Below are 19,271 nucleotides of genomic sequence, written 5' to 3' on the forward strand. Positions count from 1 at the left end.
CCCGGAGCCAGCTCCGGGCGTTCTATTTTATTATTTAGTTTTGCTTAATCCCATCATTGTTTCCATATCTTCTTGTGCAGTGGTGATCAGCTTCAGATTGAATGTATCCTGAAGTACTTCCATCACTCCATCAGAAATGAATTCTGGCGGCTTTGGTCCAATGCGGATATCCTGGATTCCAAGACTGAATAATCCAAGCAGGATTGCAACAGCTTTTTGCTCGAACCAAGAAAGTACGATGCTTACAGGCAGTTCATTAACGTCACATTCAAACGCATCAGCAAGAGCCTTCGCAATTTTCACAGTGGATACAGAGTTATTACACTGACCAAGATCCAGGTATCTAGGGATATTTGTTCCTGGGACTACACCATAATCTACATCATTGAAACGGAATTTACCGCATGAAGTAGTCAGGATCACAGCTTCAGGAGGCAGAGATGTTGCAAGCTCACGGTAATATTCGCCGCCTTTACCTGGTGCGTCACAGCCCGCAATGACGAAGAAGCGCTTGATCTTGCCGGCCTTAACAGCTTCAATGACCTCTGGGGCAAGGCCGATCACTGTTTCGTGATGGAATCCTGTCACTAATGTTTCTTCTGATTCCATATTTGCTTCAGGCAATTCCAATGCTCTTTCAATCAGCATTGAGAAATCATCATTTTCAATTTTCCTTACATTTTCAAGGCCTGCTACTTCATATGTAAACATACGGTCTGCATATGAACCTTTGATTGGCATGACACAGTTTGTCGTAGCCAGGATTGCCCCTGGGAACTTTTCAAACAGTCGGCGCTGGTCAAACCAGGCTTTTCCGATATTCCCCTTAAGATGAGGATACTTTTTCAATGCTGGATAGCCATGGGCCGGGAGCATCTCGGAGTGAGTATAAATGTTGATTCCCTTACCTTCTGTTTGTTTAAGCAATTCTTCCAGTGCGAACAGGTTATGTCCTGTGACGACGATTGCCTTCCCTTCGATCTTATTCTGGCTTACCTTCACAGGCTGCGGAATTCCAAGGCGGCTCGTGTGTGCTTCATCAAGCATTTCCATCACACGTACAGCTGACTGGCCAACCTTCATTGCCATATCGATATGTTCTTGAACATTAAAGTTCGAGTTCGTTAATGTCATATATAATGCTTCATGGGTTGTAGCGTCAACAAATGGATCTGTGAAGCCAAGCTGATTTGCATGTGTTCTATATGCTGCGATTCCCTTCAAAGCAAAAATCATTGTGTCCTGAAGACTTGCGATTGTTTCATCTTTTCCGCAAACACCAACAACCTTACATCCTCCTGTCGGCGTTTGTTCACATTGGTAACAAAACATATGTGGATTCCCCTCTTCTGCGTTATTTACTTTTACAGCATACAGAGGATGAAAATCTGGTTATGTGACCTAAATCACACTAAAGGCATTTTTCACAAAGTGTTCAAAAAACCAAGTCGATATGATGAAGCTATAAAAACACTCAACATTGAACAGGGACATTCCTCTTCACATAACCTAATATAAGAATTTCTGCAGAGGAGGATGTTCATCGATGGCAACCAACCATCCTGACCGCCCAAAAAAACATGAGGCCCTTGAACAATGGTTCAAATCTATGAATCAACTGATGCAAGAGAAGCCGGTAAAAGGTATATTGCAAAGCATTGATGATTTTTTCAGACAGCCCTTTCCACATTCCCCTTTCAATATAGCTTTAAATGAAACAGAAAAAGAGTATATTGTGAAAGCGGAATTGCCAGGAGTAAAAAGAGACCAAATCTCCATCAATATCATCAATAACTCCCTGACGATATTAGTCAACCAAACTGACGTCACTTCAGAAATCAACGATATCGCCAGATCAGAAAAGCACATGGCTTCGACACGGCGGTTAAGCAGGACAATTCCCTTTTCTGTTCCTGTCAATGAAAGAAGAACCCGCGCTTCCTACCGAGATGGACTGCTTGAAGTCAAGGTCGCAAAAAAGCAAGGCAAGAAAATTGATATATTAGATCAGGATGAATGAGGCTGCCTTGGCCTTACCTGCCAAGAGCTGGAGCTGGCCGATTCTCGAATTGAAGATTTTCACTTTATCTATTTAAAAAAGTGCTCTGTAAATATTGGTTCACAGTGTGTGAAAATAGACGTAAAAATTTTGCTTAAATCGGAAACGACCCTTATTTCCTTAAAAATAAGGGTCGTTTTTCCGGTTATTCAATTCAAATCGTTGAATTTCATCTTATTTTTTGCAGTTTACCGGAATATCTCCGCTTATTACTGCTTCATAAGCTTTTAAACTATACAATAGCCGGATTTTCTCCGCTTATAAATTCTCAAACCTACATAAAAATCAACAATGGATGACAACAACGCAAAAAAACAAACAAGCAGGCGGCCTGCTTGTTTGTTTGCTCTTTTGACTTTTCAATCCCACCATAGCATTTCGGGAATAAAGGAGATCCCCATCTCCGCTAAACCTTGAACATCCCCCCAAGTCCTTTGACCAGCGAAGAAACCTGGGTCACTGCATTCATCATCTGACCGGCTGTATCCACCATTTTGTTGACATCCAGGTTGCCATCCTGGCTTTTAAACGAGTTCATGATCGATTGCAGACCAGTTGACTGCTTCGGCATGAACGCATATTGAGGATATGGATTGAAATTCTGATAGTCTGCTTGAGGGTTATAGTAGCCATAAATAGGGTCACCCTCAGGTTCAAGCGGATTTTGGAAAAGCATTTTTGAATAGTCATTTTTATTCCCAGCCATTGGATTAACTTGGTTCCAATAGGAATTTCCCTGCTGCATATAGGGATTCACCGGACTTCCCTGCCCTGTATATGAATTCACCGGGTTCTCCTGCTGCATATATGGGTTTTGCCAGTTTCCTGGCATCGCGTTCCAATATGAAGGGTTATATTGCTGAGGGAGCGGTTGCTGCCGGTTCATATCTTGATGATTCCCATATATAAAATTTGGATCCGGGTAATGTTGATTTTCCCACCATTGTGGATGATGGGAATTCGTCTTATTTCTGCGGCCAAACATGGCGAACATCCTCCTCCGGGTTTTCATTACGATATTATATGTTATGGCCGCCCAGTTGGTGATAAGGCTGGAAGGTACTTCCGGTTTTGTCTAATGGTGAAATATGTTGTCGGAAGTTTCAATTTTTGAAAAATAATTACCAATCGTATTTTCATGATACGATTATTTCAAATGATGGAGGAGGATGAAAGATGAACGTTCACGAACTGAAAACTCTATTTGCCGAGACAAAAGCATATACTCCGGAACATGTAAATGAATTGCTTGATTTCACTAAAAAATCGTATATTCAGAATGAAATTACCATTTTAGAATACCGGAACCTGGTTCGTGAGCTGGAATTGCAAGGTGCCGTCATCCCTGAAGAACAGAAAGAAATATCCATTTAAACACGTAGAAGCACCAGTTCACTGAATGATATGCTCCCCTTTAGGTAGACAGATTAAAAAATAAAAATCTGTTTACTTAAAGGGGAGTATTTTTTATGTCAAAAAGGACATATTCATTCCAAGATAAAATCAAGATCGTAGAGGCGTTAAAAAAGGGTAGCCATTCTATTTCAGAGCTGAAGTTTATATACAAAGTAAATGATCATGCAATTTATGATTGGGTCTACAGGTATGAAAAATACGGAGCAGAAGGATTAAAGAAGTCTTCTACCTGGAAGAGGTATTCTAAGGAACTTAAGCTGGCGGCTGTACAGGACTATCTTAGTGGGGACTACTCTCAAAATGATGTTATCAGAAAGTATGAAATCTCATGTAGACGAGTCCTCCAGAAATGGATTAACAAGTATAATAGTCATAGAGAATTAAAGGACACTTCCAAAGGAAGGACAAACACTATGACTAGAAGAAACACTACCATAAATGAACGAAAAGAGATTGTGCTCTATTGCCTTGAGAACGGCAAGGATTATCAGAAGGCAGCTGAGACCTTTAAGGTCTCTTACCAACAAGTATATCAATGGGTTAAAAAGTATGAGGATGGCGGCGAAGAAGCCCTTCGGGATAAGCGAGGGAGGAAAAAGGAAGAAGTTGAACTCTCCCCAGAACAGAAGATGAAATTGGAGATGAAGAGGCTTGCGAGTGAAAATGAGCGATTACGCGCAGAGAACTTATTCCTAAAAAAGTTAGAGGAGATCGAAAGGAGGCGAAGATAAGCCAGATACGCCTTGAGGAGAAATATATCGCTATCAAGGAACTTCACGAAGAAGAAGGATTCTCTTTCGTTATGCTTTGTGAAATTGCGGGGTTGGCCAGGTCTGCATATTATAAATGGCTGAAGCGAACACCTTCCAAGCGTGAATGTCAGAATGTGATACTTGTAGAAGAAATGAAGGCTCTCCATGAGGAGGTTAAAGGAATCTACGGCTACCGCAGGATTACGATGACTTTGAATAGAAGGTTGAGCAAGAGCTTCAATGAAAAGCGAATCTATAGGCTGATGAAGATTGTCGGCATTCAAAGCGTTATTCGGAAAAAGAAAAATCGATATAAAAAGTCAACCCCTCAACACGTCGCAGAAAACGTGTTAGACCGTAATTTCCAAGCCGAAAGTCCTAATGAGAAATGGGTAACTGATGTGACTGAGTTCAAGTATGGAGAAGCAAAAAAGGCTTATTTGAGTGCAATTAAAGACTTACATGATGGAGCCATCGTTAGTTACGTATTTGGACATTCCAACAACAATAAACTGGTGTTTGATACGCTGGATCAGGCCACGGCCCTACTGAATGGTGACCGCCCACTTATACATAGCGACAGGGGCTTTCAGTATACCCATTTTGGATTTAAACAAAGAATAGATCAAGCACAGATGACTCAAAGTATGTCCCGAGTCGGAAGATGTATTGACAATGGTCCAATGGAATCCTTTTGGGGATCACTGAAAAGCGAGAAATATTACATGGAGAAATATAAGACCTTTGAAGAGCTTTCTGCGGCGATTGATGAGTACATATACTTTTATAATCATGAACGTTACCAAAAAAGATTAAACGGCCTTAGCCCCTTAGAATTCAGGGCTAAAGCCGCCTAGATTGTTTTTATTATTTCCACTGTCTACTTGACGGGGAGCAGTTCAGAACTGGTGCTTCTTTATCTTTCGCCGCCATGCTGAATGTCAGCTTGTTCAATGGCTATGATCATGCTTTTTAAGATGTATTGTACGGACTGCACCTGGTCGAGGAATCTTTTTTTGCTTGTTTCTGGAAAAAAAGCCTGAACAGAGATGACTTCCAAATAGTCAGCGGCTGTTTCGATTTGATTAGCATGAAGATTCTTCGGTCTATTTTTCCTTACCCATTGCACAGCAGATTCTCTCCAGGCATCTGCGGCCATTTTGATTTCATCAGCAAATGGCTTTACTTCAGTATGAAAGTCGCCCCTGACTCCCTCTTCCTTGGAATGGTGAAATCTATTAAGAGCAGTGTCCACATTCTCCAGCAACTTTCGGGATAATGAAAGAATGTTATTTTCCAATTCCACGTTCATCACACTTTCTTTATTTCAATTTTATTTGCCTTTGCCTATCAATATCGAGCACCTTATCATCATACAAAGAAAAAAGCAGCCTTCTGTATAAAAGCTACTTAACGATGAACCTATTCTATTATATATTAAAAACTCAATTCAAGTTTTAAAGAGGGCTCCTCAGACTTTGCCTGTAACGCAGGGTTCATTGACTGAGGCATTTTCCCTTCCATTGTCTCTAAAAGAATGCGGGTTTCTGCCAAATGGATGGAATGAGTCCCATACATTGTTTTTCGGATTTCCGTCATCGAATCATGCAGGTTCATATCTGTCACTTCAAGGCTATGGGCCATATCCGTCAACATCCCTAAAATCTCTTCCTTTTCAATTCCTGGTCTCATCGGACATCTCTCCTTACTATAGTAACTTTATTGGCTGGCAGATTAATTTTCGCTGCACATCAAAGAATCTGATCTACGGAAATATAGTAACTTTACTTGTAAATTCTACTTCTCGCTGAAACCTCCTTCAACGTTGACAAAACTAGAAGGGATTCGCCAAACAAAGTGCTTTTCAGCAACAATAGTTACAGCCTTCGACATCCATTTACCGAATGAAAAACGAGCAAATGAACAAACTAAACTCGGGAGGTGTTTACATGAATAAAAAACAACAGAAAACTGCGCAGCAGCCTGGTAAAACCGCCGAGAAGAAAACAGGATATGGCGACAAAAAGCTAGAAGGACCAAACCGTCCGGCAGAATGACCCAAAATCCTAACGCGACTTCGAAGAACCAGGAGCTGGATTAATGAACAAAAAGCAAGGAGATTCCTTGCTTTTTTGTTTGGTTCAGTCACTGGTGAATAACTCCTTCATTGAAATCATAGCATGCAATTGTTTTTGTTTTTTTTTGTACCACTGTGTCAGATGAACAGGATGCCTGTGGTTGAGGTCCTGGCTGAACCATTTTTTTCGCAGTCCCCTCTCTTTATACCAGTCACCTTGCCTATGGAAATGATGCTGGATGATGGGGTATGTGCAGCGAAGGAATGGAGTATCTCTTTTTTTCTGATTAACAAAGTATTGTTCATAGTCATGTCTTGAAGCAGTATGCTCCGTATGGATCGCAAATTCTAAAAATAATGGATAGTATCGCTGGTCAAATAAAATGGATGCAAGCCGCTTGCCAAGGTTGATTCTTTTACTGACAGACTTGAATCCATTCACACTTGCTCCGTAAAGTTCTCCCTCGCACGTCGGAAAAAGGACAGTACTGAAATGCAAATGGTCTTCAAAGGAAAACATCATGGTATTGAAGACTCTTTTCTTGTATATCGGATGCTGAATGACAGGATTATGAATCACGTTTTGTTCATTAATGATCAAAGCAGTCATCAGCCTCTTCTTATCTCCATGTTCCCAAAATACCTTCCATTCCTTTTCCATGAAAGTTGAAACATCGAGGAATTTCAGCAAGTGAAACATTGGTAAGCTTTTTTTCGTCGAATAAGAGTATAAAAGGAGCTGAGAATAGGCATCGCGGAAAATCAGCCAATTCGCCCTTTCATATGTGAGGAACAATCGCTTACGGATAGGAGGATCCAGGAACTTCGAGAACCAGTCTCCCTCCAGGTCGCACATATTATAACCGCCATTCCTTGAAACCATGCTGGCGAGGAACGCCCAGATCATTTCTGGATATTCCAGATAGAAATCAAGATAGGCACTTGTTCTTGAGATATTATCCAGATTGTTTTCATCTGTTTGCAGCCTGATCCTTTCTATGAGCTCGGTTTCATGGTCAAGCAGCTGGTGAAATTGAGGATTTTGGGTTATTGACACACCTTTTCTCTTCCTTTTCTATAGGTTCTTTATAGGGTGAATTGAAATGAGGCTTTTTATTCAACCAAAGTCCGTCGATATTTGGTATGATATAGAGTAGTCTGCGAGGTGGTTAGCTTGATTTTCAATTATCCAAATGGGAAAAAATATGCTCCAAATACAAATAAAGAGCCGGCAAAAAAAGCCAGGATGCAGAAAAACGCAGCCTATAGTAATAGAGGTATGACGTTAGAGGAGGACCTGAATGATACAAACTCCTACTATCTTGACCGCGGCATAGCGGTAATCCATAAAAAGCCTACACCTGTCCAGATCGTTAATGTGGATTACCCACGCAGGAGTGCAGCTGTTATAAAAGAGGCATACTTTAAACAAGCTTCTACTACAGACTATAATGGAGTTTACAGAGGTAAATACATTGATTTTGAAGCAAAAGAGACAAAGTTTTCAACATCATTTCCTTTGAAAAACTTTCACGAACACCAAATAGTCCATATGAAAGCCGTGCTTGAGCAAGGAGGCATATGTTTTGTGATTCTCCGCTTCTCAACCGAGGAAGAGATCTACCTGCTTGAAGCCAGCCATTTGCTTATTTTTTGGGAAAGAATGATCACAGGCGGCAGGAAGTCAATCACAAAGGAAGAGGTCATCGAATCGGGCCACCAGATCCCTCTTGGCCTTCATCCAAGGATTGACTATATAAAAGTTATCGATTATCTTTATAAACTTAGTTAGTTTTTTTATTGCGAGAAAGGAATGAACTATATATGGCACAGAAACCTCAAACTAGGGAGGAGCGCCGAAGACAGCAGGCAGCCAAGAGTAAGAAAACAAAAAGCAAGAAAGCGAATAAAGGAATGTTCAAGAAAATTTTCCTTACGCTGATTGCCCTTGGCATAATTGGCATGCTGACCGGAATCGCCACCTTTGCATTCATGATACAGGATACACCAAAACTTGATGAAAGCTTGCTCAAAGATCCTATATCCTCCAAAATCTATGATAAAGACAAAGAGCTTGTAACAGAAGTAGGGTCGCAGAATAGGGACTATGTTGCCTATGAAGATATACCAAAGCTAGTGGAAAACGCGTTTTTAGCGACAGAGGATGTAAGATTCTATAAACATAATGGAATCGACGTCATCCGTCTTGGAGGCGCCGTTCTGGCGAACATAACGGATGGATTTGGATCCGAAGGTGCTTCCACAATCACACAGCAGGTTGTCAAAAACTACTTCCTTGGCTTTGAAAAAACGATCTCAAGGAAGGCACAGGAAGCATGGCTTGCCTACCAGCTCGAACAGAAATATACAAAAGAGCAAATCTTTGAAATGTATGTAAATAAGATCTATATGTCTGAGAATATGCATGGAGTCCTGACAGCATCAAAAACTTACTTCGGCAAAGACCTAAGCGAGCTTGAGCTTCATGAAGCCGCCCTGCTTGCAGGTATGCCGCAGAGTCCTAATAATTACAACCCTTTTACAAACCCTGGAAACGCTGAAAAGAGAAGGAACACAGTATTATATCTGATGCATCAGCATGGTTTCATTACCAAGGAAGAAAAGGAAAAGGCACAGAAGATTCCTGTTGAATCCAGCCTGGTAAAGGAAGAAAACAGGAAGAATAAGAACGAAGAACCGTTCGATGCCTTCGTGGACATGGTAATTGAGGAAGTTACCGAAAAAACCGATTTTGATATTTTCTCCGATGGCCTTGAAATATATACAACACTCGATCAAAATGCACAAAAGCATGTGGAGAATATCCTGAATACAGATGCGGCTGTTCAATTTCCGAATGATGAAATGCAGGCAGGCATCACCCTTCTGGATACTAAAACCGGTGAAATACGCGCGATAGGCGGCGGTCGAAAACAGCAGGTCAAACGCGGATTGAATTATGCGATTGATGTAACTAGACAGCCAGGATCGACCATCAAGCCAATTCTTGACTATGGACCGGCGATTGAGCATTTGCGCTGGGGCACCTATCATATGCTAGAAGATAAGCCTATGACCTATTCAAACGGCGAACCCATCGGTAACTGGAATGATAAGTATAACGGAGTCATGACCATGAGAATGGCTCTGGCAAAATCAATCAACATCCCTGCCCTGCAGGCCTTCCAGGCTGTAGGTCTAGAAAAGGCAAGGGAGTTCGGGACAAATCTTGGTTTAACTCTAGATGATCCTTTTTACGAATCAGCATCGATTGGTGCCAAAGAAATAGCGCCAATTGAAATGGCAGGAGCTTATGCAGCATTCGGAAACAATGGATTCTTTACAGAGCCATACTCAGTCAAAAAGGTTGTGCTCCGAGACAAGACAGAAATTGACTTAACACCTGAAACTGAAGTGGTCATGAAGGATTACACAGCCTTCATGATTTCCGATATGCTTAAGACGGCGATCAAGCAAGGAACTGGGGCAAATTTCGCAAACATCTCCAACCTTCATGTTGCCGGAAAAACAGGAACAACAAATTACACACAAGATGAAATAAATAAATGGGGAATCAAGGATGGCGGTGTTCCTGACTCCTGGTTCGTTGGCTATACAACAAGATATACAGCATCTGTCTGGACGGGTTATAGTGACAGAAAGACTGCACTTTATGGTAATGAACAAAAAATATCACAGACTCTTTTCAAGAATCTGATGACCTATGTATCAAAAGATGTAGATACACCTGATTTTACGGTACCAAAGAGTGTTGAAAGAGTTAAAGTCGAAAAAGGCACAATGCCTGCAAAGCTTGCCAGTGAATTCACTCCTAAGGAGGAAATCCTTTATGAGTGGGCTGTGAAGGGAAATGTTCCTAAGGAAACTTCCAAGAAGTTTGAAAAACTCGAAACTCCTTCAAAGCTTGAAGCAAAATATGATGAAACGACAAATGAAATGCTCCTGACATGGGATATCGATCAGGAGAACAGAGATGGAATCCAATTCGAGGTGACAGCGTCACTTGACGAAGGTCCGGAACAGCAATTGACCACTACAGCAGAAACCAGTCTGAAAATCGCCAATGTGGTCCCTGGCGGTATATACTCATTCAAGGTTACAGCTATCCGTGGTGAACAGAGATCCGACCCGGCAACACTTAAAGTCGAAGTTCCTGAACCATTACTGCCAGATCTAGAGGACGATGAGAATGAAAATGAAGATGGCGAGAACGGTGAAGGCAATGATGATGGCCAAGGGGACGGGAATGATCAAGGGAATGATCAAGGAAATGGTAATGGTAATGGCAATGGCAATGGCAACGGAGATAATAATGGGAACACTAGCGGCGATGCCAACGATGATGGGGAAGGCGAATAATATCCCCTTCCCGAACTAAATAAACAAACAAAAAAGCAAACGCCCCTGTGACTCACTCAGGACGTTTGCTTTTTGTTTTATTTAAGGCTGTTTGTTTAGCAAATTGTTTTTCCTGTTCTGCGAACAATTCAGCAAGCTGCTTATATGAATGAAAAAGTTTTGGCTTTGATTTAATGAAATCGAGTCTTTCCTCAACATTCACGGGCTTGATTTTACAGTTATTTATCGAATATTCTTCTTGATCAAGGCTGTTTGAAAGAAAAAGGAACTGTTCAAATAAAAGAATCGCCCTCTTCATCAAGGGTTCTGCCCTTTCGCCATCCCTGTTATTAAAATGAGAGGCTAACTGCTCCTTGCACTGATTCCACTCCTCTAGGAGTGTCGCCATCGCTATTTCGTGATACAGAGAGAACGTTTCTAATTCTTCCATTATGATTTTCCCCTCATCCTTTTCTTGCCCTCTCTGCATACCTCCAGTAAAGGACATGTTTCACACTTAGGGTTTTGGGCTTTACAATGATATCGACCAAAAAAGATCATTCTATGATGCGTGATCGACCATTCTTCTTCGGGAATCTTTTTCATCAGTGTCTTCTCAACTTCAAGAACTGAATCCTTCCATCGGCAAAAAGCCAGGCGTTTGCTGACTCGCTCTACGTGCGTATCAACTGCAATGGCTGGGATTCCGAAAGCGACCGATACCACCACATTTGCGGTTTTACGGCCTACGCCAGGCAGTTTTGTCAGTTCATCCCTGTCACGCGGGACTTCTCCGCCATAATCCTCTATAATCATCCTGGAAAGCTTCTGAATGTTTTTCGCTTTATTACGATATAGCCCAATCGACCGAATGTCCTGCTGAAGCTCTTCCAGAGACACACTCAAAAAATCCTCAGGGGTTTTGTATTTTTGAAATAAATCTTTTGTCACTTTGTTTACAAGTGCATCAGTGCACTGGGCAGATAAGGCAACAGCAATTACAAGCTCAAAAGGGTTCGAGTGGATCAGCTCACAATGTGCCTGAGGGAACATTTTGCCCATTTCATCAAGGCAAAACCTGATTTGTTGTTTATTTAACATGTCACTCACCACTTTTCTATTTGTAGTTGTGCTTTGTAAAAGCACAGTTATCAAAATAAAAAAAGAGAGAATGGATGAGTTCTCTCGTTACAATTATTGTTCAAGCCAGTTATAAAACGGAACAGGATTCGCAGAGACCTTAGGTTCTTCCTTCCCTGTCTTCTGCACACTCTGATGCTGCCTGAATTTTCTTCCATAACTTTTTGCTTGTTCAATTGTCTTGATTCCATTCTTCTTCCATTCAAAAAGAATCCGGTCTATGTACCGAAAATTCAATTTACCAGAGATAACAGCTTCTCTTAAGGCAGCCTTTATGATGATTGGATCATGATGGTCATCATCCATCCACATTGCCAGTGACTCACATTCAAATGGAGATAACGGCCGGCCGAATTCCTTTTCAAAGGTTGTATATAAATCCGTTTCTTCCTTCTGATCGAGAATCTCTTTTTCCTGTCTCCGCTTGAGCATAAACTGATCGAATAGCTTTTCCCATAGCGGTTCCAGCGAATATTTTTCATATCTGATTCCATCCGTGGAATTCCCGTCACTTATCGATATGAACCCTCTTTGAATCAGTGCTCGGAGCAAATCTGTACATTCGAAAGCCGATATCGTCATGCGGGCTGCAAGTTCCGTAGGTGTAGGAAATTCATTTCCTTTTTCAGAAAAATAGAATACATGAAGTAATAGTGCTAATTCTTGTTCGTTCAATCTCATTTCTTTGTATTGGGTAAGCAATACAGCAGGAATTGTAACATTCCCCTCTTTCAGCCAATCTAACATATCTGCTTTTTTCATTCCGGACACCTCTTTTCATAGTATAGCATGAACAAGCCCGGCTGGTAATAAAATAGAAAAAGATTAAAAAGGGAAATTAGTCGAAAAATAGCGAAAAGAAACGCTATATCCGACAAGAATAACGCTATAAAAATAATCAAGGCCCGCAAGTATACGGGCCTTTTGAGTTAGGCTTTGTTAAACAGGGCTGTTGATTTTCGTTCCAGGCGCTTCGCTTTCCGCGGGCAGTCGGGGAGCCTCCTCGGCGCTTTATGCGCCTGCGGGGTCTCCCCATGACTTGCTGATCCCGCAGGACATTGATTGAGCTTCCTCGAACGTGCCCACGCACGATGGAAATGCGTTAGCATTTTCGGAGGAGTCTACGCGCCTTCCACTACAATCAACAGGGCTTAAAAACAATATTTGCCTTAACAGAGAAAACACCTTTCAAACAGGTACTATTACGAATACATACTTCTCAGCAAATGTCTTACTTCCATTTTGCTGCAGGTATGATTATACTCGGCTTTCAATGAATTGATGAATCCTGCTGACAGCTTCCTCCAACTGGTCAAGGGATGTTGCGTAAGACAGTCGCATATAGTCTGGAGCCCCAAAACCGGAGCCAGGAACAACTGCAACATTCGCTTCAGTCAGCAAGACTTCCGCAAACTGATCTACATCCTTGCAGCCGGACATAAGTGCTGCTTCTTTTGCATTCGGGAACAGGTAAAACGCCCCCTGAGGCTTAATGCAGCTGATTCCTGGAATGTTGTTCAGTTTTCCATGGATGATTTCAAGCCTTTCTTCAAACGCTGAAAGCATCACTTCCAAGGCTTCCTGTTCTCCTGCATATGCAGCAATCGTCGCATATTGAGCCGGAGTCGTCGGATTTGACGTGCTGTGGCTTGCCAGGTCGGTCATTGCCTTGATGATCTTGCTGTCACCGGCAGCATACCCGATTCTCCACCCTGTCATTGAATGGGATTTGGAAACACCATTAATAATGATCGTCTGCTTTTTTAGCTCTGCTGAAAGCTGGGCAATCGAAATATGTTTTGCATCTCCATAAATCAATTTTTCATAGATTTCATCAGAAATGATTAGAATGCCTTTTTCCAGACAAATTTCTCCAAGAGCCTGCAACTCCTCCTGGGAATATACCATTCCAGTCGGGTTGCTTGGCGAATTAATGATGACTGCCTTTGTCTTGTCAGTGACCTTCTCCTTCAGTTGAGCTGGAGTGATCTTGAAATTGTTTTGCTCCAGACCCTCGACATAAACCGGATTCCCACCCGCAAGCTTGACCTGCTCTGGATAGCTGACCCAGTATGGGATTGGGATGATGACTTCGTCGCCTTCATTGAGCAGAACCTGAAAAAGGGTGTACAATCCATGCTTAGCACCACTTGTCACAATAATTTCATTCAACTGATACTCAAGTCCCTGATCCGCCTTTAATTTTGCTGCTATTTCCTTTTTTAATTCTGGCAGCCCGCCGGATGGAGTGTATTTTGTGAAACCCTCATTCATTGATTTCACTGCAGCTTCGATAATATGCTGCGGGGTATTGAAGTCAGGCTCTCCTGCTCCAAGTCCGATTACATCTTTTCCTTGTGCTTTTAATTCTTTGGCTTTGGCAGTAATAGCCAAAGTTGATGAAGGAGTGAGTGCACCCACTCTGCTGGCTAATTGGATCTCCATCCCTTTACCTCCTATGATTTTTGCATGTATGACATTTTTATAACCTGTAGGTACTTACAAATTATCAATAGCTCTGAGCTTTTCACCCGTATCAAAATCGACATAATAATAATTTATTGTGTCGCTGTTGTTTCGGTAAAAAATTTCCCATGCCGGCCTGTCCGTCTTTTGGATCCTGGCCATGCCGAGCCTTACTTCAATGATTTCATTCGGATTTTTTTCCTGATATAGTTTATTTAAAGCCTCTTTTTTCGTGATACCATTTTTAGCATTTCTCGTAATAATTTCGCTGTTTTTTTCATTGATCCAAACATAAACAGCTTCTTGTTTGGCATTTTTTCCAGTCATCACATAATAAGTTTCTTCTCCACTGTACAAACTGAAGTTAGTGAAGTCGGCCAGGTTCGTTTCTTTTGACGCAATTTTAACAGCCTTTTCCTCTGCTGCCTTGACTGGCTCAACCGCGTTCAAGTATACATTGATCAGAATTCCCGTTATTGTAACCACAATAAGAACACTGATAAATATCCATTTCTTCAAATGTATCCCTTCTTTATGTATCTCAATTCTGCTTAAAAAAACAGCAGTTCATCTCAATATGATTTCTTTATCAGGTGCGATAAATGGTAAAGACTGCTTTTTCTTTATCATCCTGATCCAGTGCAAGACCGAACATAAGGTCATCACGCTTCAATGTCCTGTTTAGGGCATCTACAATTTTATATAAATCAGGACTATTTTGCACCTTCACTGTCGAAACGATCTCAATTTTACTTTCCATGCCTGGTCCCTCTCCTCTCACACAATTTTTGTCATCTATAAATGAACATTAAGCTGGCAACAATACAATTAACACCACTCATTATATCAGGAGATGGTCCTCACTGGTAAGAGTAATGCTGACACAAAAAACTTTTCTAGTCCACACACACCGAAAGGCGGAAGCGCCTTGTTCAGCCCGACAAGCGCTGCCCGCCAATAACGCCACGTCCTGTGGCTGGCGGGTCTAGCACATCGTGAGCCGGAGGGCCGACCGGTGAAGTCGTTCTTTGACTTCATTGGGCGGACCGAACTCGAAAAGTATAGCTTGACATAAATAAAATGGCTGCGCAGTATATGCGCAGTTTTTTTTGATCACGAAAATCATTCTTCTTCGCTCGCGATCGTAATGACATCATAAGTCGATTCGGTAAGCTTAATTGTAACTGTACCATGCTGCTTTGTGAAATAAACATCAATCCATGCTTCATGGAGCATCTCCACTAAATCTGGATCCGGTTTAATTGAGCTGGATTTGAAAATGATGGCAAGCTGGGGATCAAGATGCTCAATCAATAAGTCAGAAAAAGAGCCTTTAGCTGCGAATAATGGCAATTTGACGATATTGACATTCCTCAATGGTTCCTCGAGAAAAGCTTGTTCAGAATTATGACTTGCAGAACTGACATAGAAAATCTGATGATGGAAAAATTGAAAAGAAATATCTGTTCCTTCATTTTCTTCCTCGCCGTCGAATATGACTTCTGCTGTCAAGCCTGGCATGAGCTTTAACAAGTCCCCCTGCTTCCAGCTTTGAACCTTTACTTCAGTAGGGATTGAAGTTTCTGACAGCACTTGATTACCGGCTTTGCCTGTAAAGATCCGGCGTACATTGTATTTCTGGATTAATGGATCAAGATTTTCCTGTTCTGTATTTGCAGTCAAAATAATCGTCGATAATTGCTTTACATGAAAAAGAGCAAGCAGGCGATCAATCTCTTTTAACGTTCCCTTTCCTCCAGTATTGACCAGTACATTCTCGCCATTAGCATGCTGGATTAACGCGGCCTCTCCATCGCTTATGGCTAAAAACGTAAAAGCCAATTCATTTCTTTTAAGATTGACATCCACTCCTTCAACTTCGACAGGAGCAGACGGGGATTCATACGGAAAATAATACCAATTCATAAAAGCCAGGATTGCAATTAACAGCTTCATGTACACTCCTCCAATTACATCTAGCCTTAGAGTGCGTCATTTAGCTGAAAATATAAAAGGCTTTTAAAAAAAGCATCCAATATTTTGCACCTGGACTACAGCCAATCATCAATCATGTCGACTATTTCCGTTATGTTCCCTTTTTCAACTGGAACATCGGGTACGGAATGTAAAAAGGCTTTTCCATAAGAAGTGGTCACAAGCCTTCGGTCAAAGATAAAAATCAAACCTCTATCATTAGATGTCCGAATCAATCTTCCGAATCCTTGTTTAAACCTTAGAACGGCTTCAGGCAAGGATAGTTCAGAGAAAGGACTGCCTCCGCTTTCCTTGATTATAGAACATTTTGCGGCTGTTATAGGTTCATCAGGAGGTGTAAATGGGAGCCTCACGATGATCAAGCATGACAGATCCTCTCCAGGGATATCGACACCCTCCCAGAAACTGCTGGTCCCGAACAAGATGGCTTTGTCGAACCGCTTGAAATTTCTGGTCAATCGTGTCCTGCTGCCTGCTGTGATGCCCTGGGCGATTAAAATGAATTCTTCTAGAAGGCCGCTCTCTTTAATCAATTCATAAGTCTTCTTCAGCATCTCATGTGATGTGAATAAAATCAGCATCCTGCCTTTAGTTGCTTCTGCAATGGAGATGATATGTTCTGTTATCGCAGCTACATAGTCATCATGTGACACAGATTTTATATCCGGCAAGTCTTCAGGGACGATCAGCTTGATTTGGGACTCATAAGAAAATGGCGATGGAATTTGCTGCTCGATCAGAGTATTTTCCAGCCCCAGTTCCTTCTTTATAAAACTGAAGGAATTATTGACCGAAAGTGTGGCTGATGTAACAACTACGCTCCTTTTTTTCATGAAAAATTGTTGAGCCAAATAGTCTGATACATAGACAGGGCGTGAAAAAATTGTTGTTGAGTTTTGCAGTGACCTCAAATCTGCCTCAATCCATTTCACATAATCGCTACCATCCATAAATAGTGTTCTTGCCGTATCCCGGATCGCTTCCAGGTCCTCTTTAACCTGTACAACCTCTTCAAGAATCGATTGCTGCACTCCCGTATATGGATGATTGCTCTTCCCAGCCTCATCAAGCCTTTCTTCCAGCGCCACAATTAAATCCTTTAAGTCAAAATAAAACCTTTCTGCTGTTGTTTTCAAAGCTGTCCAAACACGATTATCCCTGTCCGGAACGATGCTTGCATGTATCTTGCTGCCATAGGTTTTATTCTTAACCGTTTTTCTTGCATATGTTCCGGCAAGCTTAAAGAGTTCCTCTGTTTCATATACTAAATCGGAAATCAACTGGCTGACCTCAAAGGTATGCAGTCTGCTATCTCTCAAATCATTGCGCAGCAACCTCTCCAATTTATAAAACAATTGGTTTTGGTCATAAAGGCCAAGCTGATTCAGTACAAGCCTGACAGCCAGATAATCCAGTGACTTCCCAAAGTACTTTCCTGCTGCCTTTTCAAATTGATGTCCTTCATCAAGGATTGCATACTCATAATTCGGCAGCGGACCTTTTTCTGAAACAAGGTCTGCTAGGAGCATGGCATGGTTCGTGATCAGAATATCTGCTTGTTGCGCTTCTTCAACCGCTCTTTGATAAAAGTCATAACTCTCCCAGTGCTTTGTCTTAAGGAAAAGGGCAGGCTCATTCTTCACTTTACTCCAGAAGAGCATCCCCCCGCTGGACAAATTGAGTTCATCAAAATCTCCAGTTTCTGTTTGCGTAAGCCATACAAGTATTTGCATTTTGGTAAGAGCCGTATCGTAATTTTCTTCTACCTCTCTCAGGGAATGCTCAAACCGTGCCATACTGATATAATTATTTCTCCCCTTAATCAGTGAGGCATTTATTTTTGAACCCAGAACTTTTGCCAGTTTCGGGACGTCATTGTTTAAAAGCTGTTCCTGAAGCTGTGTTGTGTAGGTACTTACTACAACTGGATTGTGACTCTCCAGTGAAAAAATGGCTGCTGGAATCAAATAACCAAGAGACTTTCCAACACCTGTTCCGGCTTCAATCAAAGCATGGCCATTTTTCATGAATGCACTATGGACAGAGTCCATCATCTCAAACTGCCCATGCCTGATTTCATAACCGGAAAAAGCTTTTTGGAGCATAGCCTTTTTTTCCTCCACTGATTCGGGATAATTTATTACACTATGTAAAGCCCTTTGGGTTTCCGGCCTCTTTTTCAAGGCAATCCCGCGGTAGACTTCTATATGGTCAGGCAGGTCTTCGAGACTGCTCTCTTTCATATTCAAAACATCATCAAAAATCAAGTGAAGATCGCTTTTAAGTCCCTCAGAAAGCTTTGCAAGCTCTTTTACTGTAACAAGAGGCAGAGCTTTCACAGCATCGAGCATGATCAACAGCAACTCTGCGGTGACTTGTGCATCGCTATCAGCCTGGTGTGGACGGTCATGATCCAACTCCTCCCTCGAGGCCAAATCAGTCAATTTATAACTGTCAGCTGACGGATACAGGATTCTTGCCATTTCCACTGTATCGATAACAGGTCCATAAAATCCTTCCACGCCTGCGTTTAGTAATTCTTCTTGTAAAAATGAAAGGTCAAACAAGACATTATGAGCCACAAAATAAGCATCTTCAAGCATATCAGAAACCTGTGGAGCGATTTCTTCAAATAATGGAGCATTCTTCACCATTGATTCTGAAATTCCTGTCAATTCTTCGATGAAAGCAGGAATCTCCTGCAATGGATTGACAAGCGATGAGAACCTGCCAGTAATCTTTCCATCCTCGATGATCACGGCTCCGAATTGTATAATACGGTCACCCTTTTTAGGGGAATTACCCGTTGTTTCTAAATCTACAACCACAAATTTTTGGCTCATTCTTCAATACACCTCTAACATTCAGTCAAACAAAACCGTATCATAAAACATATGAAAATTAAAGCGTGAGTCTTTATCCTTGTCCTTCTAATTCCTCTTTAGCAGGCTTATACCTATTATGACCATTATATATAAATTTGGATTATTCAATATAGCTATGCCAG

Annotated in this window: 18 protein-coding genes; 5 read left to right on the plus strand and 13 right to left on the minus strand. The window is 41.5% G+C overall.

Annotated elements, in window-relative coordinates:
* Positions 1-30 precede the first annotated feature (30 nt).
* Positions 31-1,332, minus strand: coding sequence for a hydroxylamine reductase (gene hcp, locus RH061_RS14865; protein WP_311071296.1), 1,302 nt, complete (start codon positions 1,330-1,332; stop codon positions 31-33).
* Positions 1,333-1,546: 214 nt separating this feature from the next.
* Between hcp and RH061_RS14870 the strand changes: the two genes are divergently transcribed.
* Entirely contained in the window at positions 1,547-2,020 is a 474-nt protein-coding gene (locus RH061_RS14870) for an Hsp20/alpha crystallin family protein (RefSeq protein ID WP_311071297.1), read from the plus strand.
* A 445-nt stretch (positions 2,021-2,465) separates the two neighbouring features.
* Here RH061_RS14870 and RH061_RS14875 read toward each other — a convergent pair whose 3' ends face one another.
* Positions 2,466-3,044 (minus strand): YppG family protein, encoded by a 579-nt coding sequence (locus tag RH061_RS14875; protein WP_311071298.1) that lies wholly within the window; start codon positions 3,042-3,044, stop codon positions 2,466-2,468.
* Positions 3,045-3,235: 191 nt separating this feature from the next.
* Here RH061_RS14875 and RH061_RS14880 point away from each other — a divergent pair, with 191 nt between their 5' ends.
* Both RH061_RS14880 and RH061_RS14885 read left to right on the plus strand, forming a co-directional pair.
* A complete protein-coding gene (locus RH061_RS14880) occupies positions 3,236-3,433 on the plus strand; it encodes a YppF family protein (protein ID WP_311071299.1) in 198 nt (65 codons plus the stop codon).
* 95 nt (positions 3,434-3,528) lie between these two features.
* A protein-coding gene (locus RH061_RS14885; protein WP_311071301.1) for an IS3 family transposase occupies positions 3,529-5,084 on the plus strand; the annotation gives its coding sequence in 2 pieces (ribosomal slippage) (positions 3,529-4,168 and positions 4,168-5,084; 1,557 coding nt in all).
* Between the two features lie 59 nt (positions 5,085-5,143).
* On the opposite strand, the gene RH061_RS14890 is transcribed toward RH061_RS14885, so the two are convergent.
* From RH061_RS14890 to RH061_RS14900, 3 genes are all read right to left on the minus strand, one after another.
* Positions 5,144-5,533 carry a YppE family protein gene (locus RH061_RS14890; protein WP_311071303.1) on the minus strand — a complete coding sequence of 130 codons (390 nt, stop codon included), beginning with the start codon at positions 5,531-5,533 and terminating at the stop codon, positions 5,144-5,146.
* 131 nt (positions 5,534-5,664) lie between these two features.
* The gene (locus RH061_RS14895; protein ID WP_311071305.1) at positions 5,665-5,919 is read right to left on the minus strand and encodes a hypothetical protein; all 255 of its coding nucleotides are present in this window, start codon (positions 5,917-5,919) and stop codon (positions 5,665-5,667) included.
* Between the two features lie 449 nt (positions 5,920-6,368).
* Positions 6,369-7,355, minus strand: coding sequence for a DUF2515 domain-containing protein (locus RH061_RS14900; RefSeq protein WP_396654895.1), 987 nt, complete (start codon positions 7,353-7,355; stop codon positions 6,369-6,371).
* A 123-nt stretch (positions 7,356-7,478) separates the two neighbouring features.
* Here RH061_RS14900 and recU point away from each other — a divergent pair, with 123 nt between their 5' ends.
* Entirely contained in the window at positions 7,479-8,096 is a 618-nt protein-coding gene (recU, locus tag RH061_RS14905) for a Holliday junction resolvase RecU (protein ID WP_311071309.1), read from the plus strand.
* Positions 8,097-8,128: 32 nt separating this feature from the next.
* Positions 8,129-10,684, plus strand: coding sequence for a PBP1A family penicillin-binding protein (locus RH061_RS14910; protein WP_311071311.1), 2,556 nt, complete (start codon positions 8,129-8,131; stop codon positions 10,682-10,684).
* Between the two features lie 52 nt (positions 10,685-10,736).
* On the opposite strand, the gene RH061_RS14915 is transcribed toward RH061_RS14910, so the two are convergent.
* From RH061_RS14915 to dinG, 8 genes are all read right to left on the minus strand, one after another.
* On the minus strand, positions 10,737-11,114 hold the full coding sequence (locus RH061_RS14915; protein WP_311071313.1) for a YpoC family protein: 378 nt from the start codon (positions 11,112-11,114) through the stop codon (positions 10,737-10,739).
* A complete protein-coding gene (gene nth / locus RH061_RS14920) occupies positions 11,114-11,764 on the minus strand; it encodes an endonuclease III (protein ID WP_311071314.1) in 651 nt (216 codons plus the stop codon). The genes RH061_RS14915 and nth overlap by 1 nt, the downstream gene beginning before the upstream one ends.
* 93 nt (positions 11,765-11,857) lie before the next feature.
* Positions 11,858-12,565 (minus strand): DnaD domain-containing protein, encoded by a 708-nt coding sequence (locus RH061_RS14925; protein ID WP_311071316.1) that lies wholly within the window; start codon positions 12,563-12,565, stop codon positions 11,858-11,860.
* Between the two features lie 495 nt (positions 12,566-13,060).
* Positions 13,061-14,242, minus strand: a complete 1,182-nt coding sequence (locus RH061_RS14930) for a pyridoxal phosphate-dependent aminotransferase (RefSeq protein WP_311076411.1) — start codon at positions 14,240-14,242, stop codon at positions 13,061-13,063.
* A gap of 60 nt (positions 14,243-14,302) precedes the next feature.
* Positions 14,303-14,788, minus strand: coding sequence for a cell wall elongation regulator TseB-like domain-containing protein (locus RH061_RS14935; protein ID WP_311071318.1), 486 nt, complete (start codon positions 14,786-14,788; stop codon positions 14,303-14,305).
* 70 nt (positions 14,789-14,858) lie between these two features.
* Positions 14,859-15,029 carry a YpmA family protein gene (locus RH061_RS14940; protein ID WP_167831345.1) on the minus strand — a complete coding sequence of 57 codons (171 nt, stop codon included), beginning with the start codon at positions 15,027-15,029 and terminating at the stop codon, positions 14,859-14,861.
* Between the two features lie 362 nt (positions 15,030-15,391).
* On the minus strand, positions 15,392-16,225 hold the full coding sequence (locus RH061_RS14945; RefSeq protein WP_311071320.1) for a ComEC/Rec2 family competence protein: 834 nt from the start codon (positions 16,223-16,225) through the stop codon (positions 15,392-15,394).
* A gap of 95 nt (positions 16,226-16,320) precedes the next feature.
* Positions 16,321-19,107, minus strand: a complete 2,787-nt coding sequence (gene dinG / locus RH061_RS14950; RefSeq protein WP_311071322.1) for an ATP-dependent DNA helicase DinG — start codon at positions 19,105-19,107, stop codon at positions 16,321-16,323.
* Between the last annotated feature and the right edge of the window lie 164 nt (positions 19,108-19,271).

The organism is Mesobacillus jeotgali, assembly GCF_031759225.1.
Classification (GTDB): domain Bacteria; phylum Bacillota; class Bacilli; order Bacillales; family Cytobacillaceae; genus Mesobacillus; species Mesobacillus jeotgali_B.

Excerpts from the sequence above, each read along its gene's own strand:
- hcp (WP_311071296.1), bottom strand. The coding sequence starts at position 1,332 with ATGTTTTGTTACCAATGTGAACAAACGCCGACAGGAGGATGTAAGGTT.
- RH061_RS14870 (WP_311071297.1), top strand. The coding sequence starts at position 1,547 with ATGGCAACCAACCATCCTGACCGCCCAAAAAAACATGAGGCCCTTGAA.
- RH061_RS14945 (WP_311071320.1), bottom strand. The coding sequence starts at position 16,225 with ATGAAGCTGTTAATTGCAATCCTGGCTTTTATGAATTGGTATTATTTT.
- RH061_RS14910 (WP_311071311.1), top strand. The coding sequence starts at position 8,129 with ATGGCACAGAAACCTCAAACTAGGGAGGAGCGCCGAAGACAGCAGGCA.
- RH061_RS14880 (WP_311071299.1), top strand. The coding sequence starts at position 3,236 with ATGAACGTTCACGAACTGAAAACTCTATTTGCCGAGACAAAAGCATAT.
- RH061_RS14915 (WP_311071313.1), bottom strand. The coding sequence starts at position 11,114 with ATGGAAGAATTAGAAACGTTCTCTCTGTATCACGAAATAGCGATGGCG.
- RH061_RS14940 (WP_167831345.1), bottom strand. The coding sequence starts at position 15,029 with ATGGAAAGTAAAATTGAGATCGTTTCGACAGTGAAGGTGCAAAATAGT.
- RH061_RS14875 (WP_311071298.1), bottom strand. The coding sequence starts at position 3,044 with ATGTTTGGCCGCAGAAATAAGACGAATTCCCATCATCCACAATGGTGG.
- dinG (WP_311071322.1), bottom strand. The coding sequence starts at position 19,107 with ATGAGCCAAAAATTTGTGGTTGTAGATTTAGAAACAACGGGTAATTCC.
- nth (WP_311071314.1), bottom strand. The coding sequence starts at position 11,764 with ATGTTAAATAAACAACAAATCAGGTTTTGCCTTGATGAAATGGGCAAA.
- RH061_RS14895 (WP_311071305.1), bottom strand. The coding sequence starts at position 5,919 with ATGAGACCAGGAATTGAAAAGGAAGAGATTTTAGGGATGTTGACGGAT.
- RH061_RS14925 (WP_311071316.1), bottom strand. The coding sequence starts at position 12,565 with ATGAAAAAAGCAGATATGTTAGATTGGCTGAAAGAGGGGAATGTTACA.